General features: G+C 54.1%; 16 protein-coding genes. All 16 read right to left on the bottom strand.

From position 1 onward, the window contains the following. Window positions 1-3 precede the first annotated feature (3 nt). Window positions 4-732, bottom strand: coding sequence for a demethylmenaquinone methyltransferase (locus PAE68_RS11015; RefSeq protein WP_281886920.1), 729 nt, complete (start codon window positions 730-732; stop codon window positions 4-6). A gap of 12 nt (window positions 733-744) precedes the next feature. Beyond that, on the bottom strand, window positions 745-1,614 hold the full coding sequence (locus PAE68_RS11010) for a heptaprenyl diphosphate synthase component 1 (RefSeq protein ID WP_281886918.1): 870 nt from the start codon (window positions 1,612-1,614) through the stop codon (window positions 745-747). Window positions 1,615-1,724: 110 nt separating this feature from the next. Then, on the bottom strand, window positions 1,725-2,246 hold the full coding sequence (locus PAE68_RS11005) for a hypothetical protein (protein ID WP_281886916.1): 522 nt from the start codon (window positions 2,244-2,246) through the stop codon (window positions 1,725-1,727). Between the two features lie 101 nt (window positions 2,247-2,347). Beyond that, window positions 2,348-2,593 (bottom strand): trp RNA-binding attenuation protein MtrB, encoded by a 246-nt coding sequence (gene mtrB / locus PAE68_RS11000; RefSeq protein WP_281886914.1) that lies wholly within the window; start codon window positions 2,591-2,593, stop codon window positions 2,348-2,350. A 129-nt stretch (window positions 2,594-2,722) separates the two neighbouring features. Next, window positions 2,723-2,995, bottom strand: a complete 273-nt coding sequence (locus PAE68_RS10995) for an HU family DNA-binding protein (RefSeq protein WP_281886912.1) — start codon at window positions 2,993-2,995, stop codon at window positions 2,723-2,725. Window positions 2,996-3,191: 196 nt separating this feature from the next. Continuing rightward, complete coding sequence (gene spoIVA / locus PAE68_RS10990; protein WP_281886910.1) at window positions 3,192-4,670, bottom strand: stage IV sporulation protein A; 1,479 nt, start codon at window positions 4,668-4,670, stop codon at window positions 3,192-3,194. Window positions 4,671-4,999: 329 nt separating this feature from the next. After that, window positions 5,000-5,740, bottom strand: coding sequence for a hypothetical protein (locus PAE68_RS10985; RefSeq protein WP_281886908.1), 741 nt, complete (start codon window positions 5,738-5,740; stop codon window positions 5,000-5,002). Further along, window positions 5,737-6,090 carry a 2Fe-2S iron-sulfur cluster-binding protein gene (locus tag PAE68_RS10980; RefSeq protein WP_281886906.1) on the bottom strand — a complete coding sequence of 118 codons (354 nt, stop codon included), beginning with the start codon at window positions 6,088-6,090 and terminating at the stop codon, window positions 5,737-5,739. The genes PAE68_RS10985 and PAE68_RS10980 overlap by 4 nt, the downstream gene beginning before the upstream one ends. A 25-nt stretch (window positions 6,091-6,115) precedes the next feature. Continuing rightward, complete coding sequence (locus PAE68_RS10975; RefSeq protein ID WP_281886903.1) at window positions 6,116-6,760, bottom strand: nucleotidyltransferase family protein; 645 nt, start codon at window positions 6,758-6,760, stop codon at window positions 6,116-6,118. Between the two features lie 58 nt (window positions 6,761-6,818). Beyond that, window positions 6,819-7,112 carry a 2Fe-2S iron-sulfur cluster-binding protein gene (locus PAE68_RS10970; protein WP_281886901.1) on the bottom strand — a complete coding sequence of 98 codons (294 nt, stop codon included), beginning with the start codon at window positions 7,110-7,112 and terminating at the stop codon, window positions 6,819-6,821. Window positions 7,113-7,130: 18 nt separating this feature from the next. After that, window positions 7,131-7,310, bottom strand: a complete 180-nt coding sequence (locus PAE68_RS10965; protein WP_281886899.1) for a DUF2768 family protein — start codon at window positions 7,308-7,310, stop codon at window positions 7,131-7,133. A 136-nt stretch (window positions 7,311-7,446) separates the two neighbouring features. Continuing rightward, window positions 7,447-7,725 (bottom strand): stage VI sporulation protein F, encoded by a 279-nt coding sequence (locus PAE68_RS10960; protein WP_281886897.1) that lies wholly within the window; start codon window positions 7,723-7,725, stop codon window positions 7,447-7,449. A 115-nt stretch (window positions 7,726-7,840) separates the two neighbouring features. After that, a complete protein-coding gene (locus tag PAE68_RS10955) occupies window positions 7,841-8,890 on the bottom strand; it encodes an NAD(P)H-dependent glycerol-3-phosphate dehydrogenase (RefSeq protein ID WP_281886895.1) in 1,050 nt (349 codons plus the stop codon). 41 nt (window positions 8,891-8,931) lie between these two features. Next, window positions 8,932-9,531, bottom strand: a complete 600-nt coding sequence (gene plsY / locus PAE68_RS10950) for a glycerol-3-phosphate 1-O-acyltransferase PlsY (RefSeq protein ID WP_281886893.1) — start codon at window positions 9,529-9,531, stop codon at window positions 8,932-8,934. 17 nt (window positions 9,532-9,548) lie between these two features. Further along, window positions 9,549-10,871 carry a ribosome biogenesis GTPase Der gene (gene der / locus PAE68_RS10945; RefSeq protein ID WP_281886890.1) on the bottom strand — a complete coding sequence of 441 codons (1,323 nt, stop codon included), beginning with the start codon at window positions 10,869-10,871 and terminating at the stop codon, window positions 9,549-9,551. A gap of 132 nt (window positions 10,872-11,003) precedes the next feature. Then, complete coding sequence (locus tag PAE68_RS10940; RefSeq protein WP_281886888.1) at window positions 11,004-11,180, bottom strand: capping complex subunit for YIEGIA; 177 nt, start codon at window positions 11,178-11,180, stop codon at window positions 11,004-11,006. Window positions 11,181-11,185 lie beyond the last annotated feature (5 nt).

Genomic DNA, 11,185 nt, shown 5'->3' with positions numbered 1-11,185 from the left:
ATGTCAGTCTCCCTTAGGCAGCTCGCCCGGCTTCACACCGATATGCAGCGCAGCAATGCCGCCTGTTAATGGGTATGCCTTCACATCAATGAGCCCCGTAGAGCGGAAGATGTCCGCAAGCTGCTTATGATCGGGGAAATTCACCAGTGATTCCGGCAGCCACTTGTACTGCTCGTAGCTCTTCGCGATCAGCTTGCCGAGCATCGGAAGCACACGCTGGAAATAAAAGTAGTACAAACTCTTAAACGGCTGCCAAGTCGGCTTGGACAGCTCCAGCGAGACGACCAGTCCGCCAGGCTTCACGACTCGCTGCATCTCCTTGATCACTTGCACAAGATCAGGGACGTTGCGAAGCGCGAAGCCGATCGTCGCATAATCGAACGTATGATCGGCGAATGGCAGCTCCATCGCATTGCCGCGAATGAGCTTGATTTGACGGTCCCGATTGATCCGCTCGATTTTGTCAGCGCCGACATCAAGCATGTTCTGACTGAAATCAAGACCGACCATCGGGCCGTTGCCGCTCGCCTCCGCCAGACTGATCGTCCAGTCGCAAGTGCCGCAGCATACATCGATACCGCTGCTGCCTGGCTGCACATTCATCTTCCGCATCGTAAATTCACGCCACGCCTTATGACGCCGAAAGCTTAGAATGTCGTTCATCAAGTCATATTTGGGCGCAATGCTCTCAAATACGGAATGTACAAATTGTTCCTTCGTCTTGCCTTCCATCCGGTTCTCACCTCATACTTCCTGTGTCGCTCTTGGGGCTGATAAATAATGCTTCACCGGCTCGCCGATCAGCTGCAGCTCCTTCACCCACTTGTCCGTATCCCCACCGAGCAGGCGAAGCTTGTCCTGCAGCTCCTCCATACACGCCTCCAGCATGTCGTACAGCTGAGAGGTCACCTTGTACTTCATCCACAGGGAGCGCACCTTCGCATGATCGGTCTCCTCCTGCTGGAGCAGCCTTCGCTCCTCCTTGGTGCCGGATTGCAGTACATGCCAATACCCCCAGCTATCCCGATACTGGAGGGAGGATTCCGAACGTATCAGCTCATGCAGCAGCACCTCGCACCGTGTGAACAGCTGCAGCAGCTCACGCCACGTCGTATTCACGTGCTCCTCCAGCATGCCGTTGAACGACAGGAACAGCTGCGACTTCACCTCAACGGTGCGCTGGATGTAGTCGTCTGCGCTCAGCTTCAGCTGCTTCATCAGCATGTACATGTTCATCTTCAGCCGATTCGCCTCGCAGATCGCTCCTGAGATCATTCCAATTAAGTCAATGTGCCCGGCATGTGAGAGCAAGTAGTAGAAGCGGCTGCTGAAATAATCGCCCGCCAGCACCTTCAGCTGCCGCGAGCGAGCCGCCTTCATCTCTTTGTCCGCATTCGTTACGCTTACCGTATCATGTGTGTCCAGCCCGAGCTGCACTAGGCTCGTCACGAGCGTATAGAGCTCGCTATGCCCGGCGAGAGAGCTGTGCTTGTTCAAGAAAGCGTACAACAACCGTGCGCGGAAATCAGGAAATACCGGCAAGTCCGTATGCATCTGGATCATGTCATGCTCGATATATGGTTTGGCGATTTCCGGAATCCGATAACTGTTCATAACCAAGCCTCCGAACCCTGCAATAAATCACGTCTCTTTTTGATCCAAACCATTATAGCACAACTGCATTCAATTCGCATATTCGACCATGCCGGTCAAATGTTACAGCTTTAGCTCTTTTGCCGTGAATGCTCCTCCCACTTCGGTGTGTAGGTCATTCGGTAATGAGAATCCAGGAACATCTGGAGCTCCTCCATCCCTTTGGGCTGCAGCTTCGGCTCGCTAGGGAGCCACTTATCCCGGCGCGCATCAGCTGCGACGAGAAGCTGCGTACCGCTGGACTGCGTGCTGGAGCCGTCGAGCACTCGAACGTGCACTTGATTGATATTCGTGGAGACGGAGAAGACCGAATTTGGAATTTGGTACAGGTCGTTCAGCAGATCGGACGTAGGTGTAGCCTGAACAGCGAGCAGATCGACAGAGACGATGCTGTGACTGACCTCGACACGTCTGATACGCAGATGGAGCGGCATTTTGGATACGACATCAACAATGTTCGATTCATTAACGGTAGTCGGCTTGTTCGTTCGGAATACAGAGGCGCTCTCGTCCAGCTGCAGCACGTAGGACAATCCGACAGCCACCACTGCAGATATACAAGTCATGATCAATAGACGGGTAATCCATCTCATCGCGGCACGTTCCTCCTTCGCGGGTGACGACCGGCTGAAAGCCTGTCTACTATCATTGTACAACGAAAAAAAGCAGGCTATGCCTGCCAATCCCCGATAAATTATTCCTGCGTCTCAATGGTGCCATAGCGTGTGAACACCGTTGCCTTGCCGCGAATCTTCACTGCGGACGTATGGTTCGTAAATTGTGCGATCATGACCTCGCCCTTGTCCAGCTTCTCCGTATGGTGAAAGCGCGTATCTTGGCCACGCGTAAGACCGATCACCTGAACGCCGTTCTCCTTCGCCTTGATGACGAAATAATCTTGCCCTTCCGACTGAGCGGCTTTGTTCTCATTCGATTCCATTGCTCTACCTCCAGCCCGTTGAACCTATGCCATGCCGATGAAAAGACGCCTGGTCCATCTTCAGGACTCAAGCGTCTGCCGTACTCACTGCTCCAACCAAAAACAGTGATGCTATGTAACAATGTTTATTTATTGAATGCCGTCGCGCAATGCCTTTCCAGGCTTGAACGCCGGGATTTTACTGGAAGGAATTTCAATCTCCTCACCTGTCTGCGGATTGCGGCCTTTACGGGCGGAACGCTCGCGTACCTCAAAGTTGCCGAAACCGACGAGCTGGACCTTGTCACCGCTTTGGAGAGCTTCGGAAATAGCTTCAAAAACCGCTTCAACAGCTTTAGTCGCATCCTTCTTGGACAGCTCGCTTACTTCAGCGACCTTATTGATCAAATCGGATTTATTCATGCGATTCACCTCCCCCCAAGTTGTGCAACACCCTTTATTTCCTTTTTTCACGGAAACCGCGAAAAATATACATACGGTGTTAGATACTCTCTAAGCAAACAAACTAATAGTAATACAGGTTTTACGCTTTTTCAAGACAAAATAACAAAAAATGCACCCCGAAGGGTGCATCTGAACGGCGCTAACGCCGATTTTATTACAAAATGATCGCAATCAGACCGCCGGAGCCTTCATTAATGATTCGTCCGAGCGTCTCCTGCAGCTTATAACGCGCGTTGTCCGGCATCATCGCCAGCTTGCCCTGAATACCCTCACGCACGATGGAGTGCAGCGAGCGGCCGAAGATGTCCGACTCCCAAATCTTAAGCGGGTTATCCTCAAAGTCCTGCATCAGGTAGCGAACAAGCTCCTCGCTCTGCTTCTCTGTACCGATAATCGGCGAGAACTCAGACTCGACGTCGACGCGAATCATGTGAATGGAAGGCGCAGTCGCCTTCAAGCGTACACCGAAGCGCGCACCTTGGCGGATCAGCTCCGGCTCATCGAGCATCATCTCTGCGAGCGTCGGAGGTGCAATACCGTAGCCTGTCGTCTTCACCATCTCGAGCGCCTCAGCGAAGTGATCGTACTCACGCTTCGCATGTGTGAATTCCTGCATCAGCTGCAGCAGGTGATCCTTACCGCGGATCTCGACGCCGACGACCTCCTGCAGAATGCGATCATACAGCTCATCTGGCGCATACAGATCGATCTCAGCGACGCCTTGGCCCATGTTCATGCCGGCCAGACCTGCCTTGTCAATGAACTCATACTCCTGGAACTGCTCGACGACACGATCAACATCGCGCAAGCGGCGAATATCTTGAACCGTATCACGGACAGAGTTCTCGAAGCTAGAGCGCACCCAATGATTTTCCTCGAGCACCATTACCCAGCTTGGCAGGTTCACGTTCACCTCATGAACCGGGAATTCGTATAATACTTCACGCAGCACGGAAGTGAAATCTTCCTCCTGCATGTTCGCTACACTAACCGTGACAACCGGTACGTCGTGCTTCATCTGAAGCTCGCTCCGCAGCTCAAGCGCCGCGTCGCTGTCCGGCTTCGTGGAGTTGACAATGACGATGAACGGCTTGCCGACTTCCTTCAGCTCATTGATGATGCGGTCCTCAGCGTCCACGTAAGAAGCACGCGGAATTTCAGCAATGGAGCCGTCTGTCGTAATGACTACACCGAGCGTCGCATGCTCTTGAATGACCTTGCGTGTGCCGATCTCGGCTGCCTCTTGGAACGGAATCGCCTCATCGAACCAAGGTGTGTTGATCATGCGAGGGCCGCTCTCGTCCTCATAGCCCTTGGCGCCTTCTACCACATATCCGACGCAATCGACCAAGCGGACGTTCACGTTCAGGCCTTCGGCCACGTGAAGCTGAACCGCATTGTTCGGTACGAATTTCGGCTCTGTCGTCATAATGGTGCGGCCCGCTGCGCTTTGCGGCAGCTCGTCGGTTGCCCGTGCGCGATCGGCCTCGTTCTGAATGTTCGGAAGCACGATCGATTCCATAAAGCGCTTAATAAACGTTGATTTTCCCGTACGGACCGCGCCCACGACCCCCAGGTAAATATCCCCGCCAGTACGCTCTGCAATGTCCTTAAAGATATCCACTTTTTCCAATCGGAATCCCTCCTACAGGTTGTTTAGACGAAACTCGTACATGCTTCGGACTAGTACATATATATGTATTGCGGTACAAAATATGATGACAGGCCTTGAGGAAATTTCACAACGTCTCCCCGCTGCTCCCTGATCATCCGCAGGATGCGCCTGCATGCTCATCCTTAGCATATATATGAGCCGCCCTTTCTTCGTATGCTAGTGAATCGAACGGAAGAAATAGAACAACATGAATAAACCCCTGACATCCGGAGAGCGGACAGTCAGAGGCTAAAGAGGTCATTCCCATATAAGCATGTGCAATCAGCGTTAAGCTGGTATTCGTTCGCCTAAGGCGCCGTAATCGGCACTGGCTCCCCGTTCACGAACCGATACGCATAGGAGCGTGCCGGCACGAAGTAGGACTCAGCGGCCAGCAGCGCACGCAGATCGTCGTCAGGCGCAAGCTTGCCCTGCAGCTGCTTCTTATCGATCAGCTTCATCATCTCGAGCGCATAATCGATCGTAACCGTACCGGAATCGTGGATTAAGAAAGGCAGCCGCGTGTTCACCGAGTACATGCTGCGCACATCCGTCTGCTTCCACTTCAGCTTGTCAAAGTCGATGCGGTGAAACCCTTGCGCCGTCTTCTCGGCAAGCGGCAGCACACCCGTTCGAGAACGGTACTCATCCACGGCACGCTGCAGCTCGACCGTCTGCTGGAAGCTCGTCAGATCCAGCATCTTGACTGTCGGCTTCGTCTCTACATCGATGAGCACGTACCTTGCCGTACCCCCGTTCTCGAAGGCGTTCGAAGGTATCGTGCTCATGTAAGCACCCAGCAGCTTCTTGAAGTCAATCGGATACTTCTCATATAGTGGCGTTGCTTCCTCGCTGTTCTTGATCGGCAGCACGCCCGTCTTCGACTTGTATTGATCGACCGCCGACTGCACCAGTATGACGTACTCACCGCCTGCGAGCATGTTCTCCTTCCGAAGCTCGTTCGGATACATGCAGCCTGCCAGCAGTCCGAGCAGCACCAGCACAGCTGACAGCCGGGTGAGCAGCATTGCTCTGCCCTTCCTCCTCACAGCCAATCCTCCTCCTTCTGCTGCTCCAGCTGACGGCGAATGGCGCTCTTCAGCGGATCCTCGGGTATGGTGACGGTCATCGATGCCTTGCCGTTCAGCTTCGCCTGACACGACAGACGATAGCCTTGCTCCTCCAGACTGCCGAGCTTGTTGCGTTCGGCATCGTTCATCGGCACTAGACCCGCTTCCCCGCCGTCAGCTACCTGCACCTTGCACATGAGGCATGCGGCCTTGCCACCGCAGCGCGTCCGAATGTGCACACGAGCTCTTCTCGCCGCATCGAGCAGCGTTGTGCCGGGTCTTGCTTGAATCTGCTTCTCATCTGGTACAAAGGTCACCTGAGCGGTCATCCGCAACGTCCCCTTTCTATTTCTACTATAGGAGAGAATCGTCCAGCAGCATCTCCAGCTTCCTGCTGACCGCTTCAGTGAAACGATTGCGGCCCATCAGAGCAGCCAGCGTGCTCCGGTGTTCACGGAGCCTGTCCGGCCCTTGGCTGCGACAAGCTGAAGCGATCGCCTCATAGCGATCAGGCCGCTCTCGCAGCACATTGAAGATCAGCTCGTGGACGAGCGGCATGAGAAGAACGATCCTGCTGCCTTCCGGAGCTTCATCATGCTTCGGTAACGTCCAGTGCACCGGATAAGCATCTGCCAAATATTCCGCTTCCACCTGATAGCAGCAGCCCTGCGACCTAACCTCAAATGCACCAACGAGCTCTACCTTCACGCCTTCAATCGCATAATGGCTGAGCACAGACCGATACATCCCAGACTCGTTGGCTGCTTGTTCATCTGTAGCGTACAGGCTCAGCCGCTGATGTAATGCACCTACTGCTTCAAGATCCATATACAGATCCAGATCGCGTGGAGGAGCGGCTAACGCTACTCCCTGAAGCAGCAAGCCCGTACTTCCTCCCACGAGCCATGCACCCTCTTCGTGCCTGTATAGTCGTTTAATTTGTCGCAAAGCGCCGATAACCGGCTCAAGCCTTGCGTCCGGAATGCGATTATCGTTCACGATTCATCATCCTGTATTGTACTGATTACCCCATTGTAAGGGCTTGTTGGTGTAACTATTAAAAATACGGCTTAAGCGCCGCCTCCACGCGACCTGCCGACTTCAGCACAGCCTGACAGCCAAGCCGATAGCCTTGCTCGAGCTCCTCGGGCTCCAGATTATCCAGCTCCGCGTCCGTAGGCGCGTTCAGATGCTCCGCGCCTTCTGTGACTAAGCAGCGGCAGCGGGAGCATGTCCCACGTGTGCAGGAGAACGACCAATCCACCTTCCCTTTAAGCGCAAGATCTAACAGCGTATGGCCGGTTACAGGCTCCAGCTCTTTTTTTAACGTACGACCTTTTAACGTAATCATCTTGTACGCAAGCCCTCCTTACAGCATGGACACCATCATGTAAATGAGTATTGGCACGAACATAAAGAACGCGATAATAGACAAGATTACGCGCAAGACGCCTTTGGTCCGGGTACGAGCAAACGTAATGAGGAACGATGCAAAAACCATAAGTCCGATCGCGATAAACGACGCCCACATTTTGTCTAACGGTGACATAAGAACAGCTCAACCTCCATACGAACGTTACTGTGATCCTGGATAGGACAGGTGCCGCACCAGCGACATAATTGTCTACTATGATAGCATAAAAAAAGCACAAGCGCCGCATTCGGACGCTTATGCCACTAAACTGTTACTTTTTCGTAAGCATCTTCATCATTTGCTCCATGTTGTTCGGGCTCATCTTGCTGCTCTTAATTGCTTGAATAAGCTCATTCATCGTCTGCTCGGACACTGGAACGTTCACGAGCGAAGCAACCTGCTTAATGAGCTGGCGCAGCTGCGCCTCGCTCTGCACCGTGCTTGGCTTGACGCCGCTTGCGAGCTTCTGAATATCTTTCTCGGATACGCTCTTACCCGTCTTCTTCTTCACGATGCTCAATACGTCTTTGCCCATATTTTTATTCGCCATCGTCGTACCTCCCCAGAACTGAAGTAGCCTTAGCGAGGAAGCGCTAAGTCAAGTCTGAGGTATTATATGTACGTTGTTGTTCATCGGTGAGGGCGAACGTCCCAGTCCGGTTATATTAACCGAACCAAGTCGATTGGGAAGCGTCCACTGCGTCCTCCAGCTCATGCGTGCGTCCGCGGCCCATCAGCGCCTCTACAGCAGCACGGGGCGACTTCCCATCGAACAGCACATGATGCAGCTCCGACGTAATCGGCATCGTAATGCCGAGCTGCGCGGACAGCTGATAGGCAGCCTGAGTCGTCTTGACTCCCTCTACGACCATGCCCATCTGCTTCAGCATCTCATCAAGGCTGAGCCCCTGCGCCAGCATCGACCCTGCTCGCCAGTTGCGGCTATGCTTGCTCGTGCAGGTGACGACCAGATCGCCGACGCCAGCAAGACCCGCGAACGTCAGTGGGTGTCCGCCCATGCCAGTGCCAAGTCGCGCGATCTCGGCGAGCCCGCGCGTCAGCAGCGCCGCCTTGGCGTTATCGCCGAAGCCGAGCCCGTCTGACAAGCCGGCCCCTAACGCAATGATGTTCTTCAGAGCGCCACCGACCTCGACACCGACCACATCCGGATTCGTATACACACGGAAGTACGGGCTGATCAGTGCATCCTGCGCCGCCTCGGCCGCTGATTTATCCTGTGCGGCCACGACGACCGTCGTCGGACAGCGCTGGATAACCTCCTCCGCGTGACTCGGTCCGGACAGCACAACGATCCGGCTCGGATCATATTGCGGCAGCTCGTCGGCTAGCACCTCGCTCATACGCTTCAACGTCCCTGACTCGAAGCCCTTCGTCGCATGGACGAGGAGCGAGCGCTCCGACAGAAGCGGCCGAAGCTGCTGTGCGATCGCGCGCATCGCCGATGACGGCGCGACGACGATGACGACGTCAGCATCCGTTACCGCCTCACCCATATCCGTCGTGGCTTGAATATGCGGCGATAGAGCTGCATCCTTCAGGAAACGATGATTGCGATGCAATTGGTTAATTTCATTGACCTGCTCTTGGTTGCGGGACCAGAGCAACACTTGTCTTCCATTATCCGCAAGGACAGATGCGATCGCCGTCCCCCAGCTGCCTGCCACGAGTACGGCCGTTTTTATCGGCTTCGACATATCGAACAGTCACCTCCGCGTTTGAACTATCGCTCTTGATGCTAGGATGATTTTTTCGAGCCGAGCTTGTTCTCCTGACCCTTAAGCAGCTTGACGATGTTGCTGCGGTGACGGAACCAGGCGAAGACGAACAGCACCAGACTAAGCAGCAATATTTCGTACGGAACTCCCATCAGCCATATGAATAACGGTAATAGTGCTGTGAACAAGAGGGAGCCGAGCGAAACATAGCGTGTCAGCACGATGGAGCCGATCGCGATAATGCCTGCATACAACGCAGGGAAGAAGGCGAGCGTCGCCATAACACCAATCGTAGTAGCGATGCCCTTCCCGCCGCGGAAGCCGAAGAAGACCGGCCAGTTATGACCGACGATAACGCTTACTCCTGCCAGCACTTGAATAAGCGGATCTCCTCCGCTCATCCAAGTACCGACCCAGACTGCGACAATACCTTTGACAACGTCAAGCATTAGAACCGTAATACCCGGCCCCTTGCCAAGAACGCGCAGCGTATTGGTCGCCCCTGCATTGCCGCTGCCGTGCTGTCGAATGTCAATGCCCTTAAGCAGCTTCCCGGCCAAGTAGCTGAAGCTAATCGAGCCGAGCAAATATCCGATTAATAAAGAGCTCCATGCCCACACAAGCGCCACCCCTAGAATCAGCTGTCCTCCGACTTACGGCGGGTGAAGAGGCGAAGCGGTGTTCCCTCAAACCCGAACGCAGCGCGGATCTTATTCTCTAAATAACGTTCATACGAGAAATGCATCAGCTCTGGATCGTTCACGAACAAGATGATCGTCGGAGGCTTCACGCCCACCTGTGTCGCATAGTTGATACGCAGTCGACGTCCCTTATCCGTCGGAGGCGGGTTAATGGCAACCGCATCCGAGATACAGTCGTTGAGCACGTTCGTCGAGATGCGCAGCGAATGCTGCTCGGCGACTTGCTGGACGACAGGAAGCAGCTTATGCATCTTCTGCTTCGTCTTCGCGGACAAGTAGACGATCGGCGCATACGTCATGAACAAGAAGTGGTCGCGAATCTTCTGTGAGAACTGGTGCATCGTCTTCTCGTCCTTCTCCACGACATCCCACTTGTTGACGACGAAGATGGCTGCCTTCCCTGCCTCATGCGCGTAGCCTGCGATATGCTTATCCTGCTCGATGATACCTTCTTCGCCGTTAATGACGACGAGTACGACATCGGCGCGCTCAATCGCCTTCATCGCACGCATGACACTGTACTTCTCGGTGTTCTCATACACCTTGCCGCGCTTGCGCATACCGGCCGTGTCGATGATGACGTAGCGCTGTCCGTCCTTCTCGAACGGCGTATCAATCGCATCGCGAGTCGTGCCAGCGATGTCGCTGACGATGACGCGCTCCTCACCGAGAATCGCATTGACGAGCGACGACTTCCCTACGTTAGGTCTGCCGATTAGCGCTACCTTGATCACATCTTCGTCATACTCTTCATCCTGCGTATCGGGGAAATGCTCCACGACCTTCTCGAGAAGGTCACCGATTCCGGTTCCGTGTGAGCCGGATATGCCGACTACTTCCTCGAAGCCGAGGCTGTAGAATTCGTACACATCGTCGAAGCGCTGCAGATTGTCAACCTTATTCGCTGCGATGATGACCGGCTTCTTCGCACGGAACAGCATCTGAGCGACCTCACTGTCCGCAGGTGTAATGCCCGCCTTCGCATCGACCATGAACACGATGACGTCGGCTTCCTCGATCGCGAGCTCGGCCTGCATCCGCACCGAACGCATGATCTCATCCTCACCCTCGATCTCGATACCGCCCGTATCAATAATGCTGAACTCTTGGTCCAGCCATTCGCCCCGACCGTACAGACGATCCCGGGTTACGCCCGGCTTATCCTCGACAATCGCCAGCTTATCACCGATAATTCGGTTAAAAATCGTCGACTTCCCGACATTCGGTCGACCGACGATTGCAATGATTGGTCTTGCCATGTTGCTTCAGTCCCTTCGTTTAACGACACAAGCTCCGTTGCCATGATGTATAGTTACGGCCGAAATAGGCCATAGGCTTTGCTATTATAACAAAATATGGGGTGCAAGTAAAACAAGAGACTCGCAAGCACACTAATGCTTCACCAGAAGCATCGTGCCATTCTCCAGATCGTGAGCAGCTGCATCCAGCATTTTCTCAAGACGGAACGAGACGTCCTGCAGCTCCTTGTCCCCTTCTACTACAAAGATCGGCGCTCCACCAGCGACGCATTCCTTGTGCTTCGTCACGATTGCCGCTATTTTACCCATTATAC

It is taken from the genome of Paenibacillus sp. YYML68 (genome assembly GCF_027923405.1).
GTDB lineage: Bacteria > Bacillota > Bacilli > Paenibacillales > NBRC-103111 > Paenibacillus_G.
Note: the sequence above shows the minus strand (reverse complement) of the source record. Positions and strands in the feature narration are given on the sequence as shown.